Source organism: Psychrobacter sp. TB20-MNA-CIBAN-0197 (assembly GCF_040309765.1).
GTDB classification, from domain to species: Bacteria; Pseudomonadota; Gammaproteobacteria; order Pseudomonadales; family Moraxellaceae; genus Psychrobacter; species Psychrobacter submarinus.
Genome location: NZ_JBEOPC010001144.1, coordinates 1 through 248, shown reverse-complemented (window position 1 = coordinate 248; position 248 = coordinate 1). Strand labels below are relative to the sequence as shown.

At 62.5% G+C, this 248-nt stretch carries 1 pseudogene; it reads left to right on the top strand.

The features are described 5' to 3' along the window. Positions 1-231, top strand: a pseudogene (locus AAEY83_RS17510) (hypothetical protein); the annotation flags it as partial. Positions 232-248: the final 17 nt, after the last annotated feature.

Genomic DNA, 248 nt, shown 5'->3' with positions numbered 1-248 from the left:
CGCTTGCGCCGTTCGACCCGCAGCGAGCACCTGTGCACCGCCGAAGTCGCGGCGTTGTGCCTGGAGCTGGCCGGTGACAGCGCTGCCGCTTCGGCGCTGGACGCCTATTTCGATGTGTTCAGCCAGCATTACCTCGGTGCCAAGCAGCAACTGGACATAAATGAATCAACGCCCGCTCACGCCGAGCTGTTGCCCTATATACGAAAGCCGCAGCCGGAGTTGGCCCGATAGTGGCCCATACTGTCGAC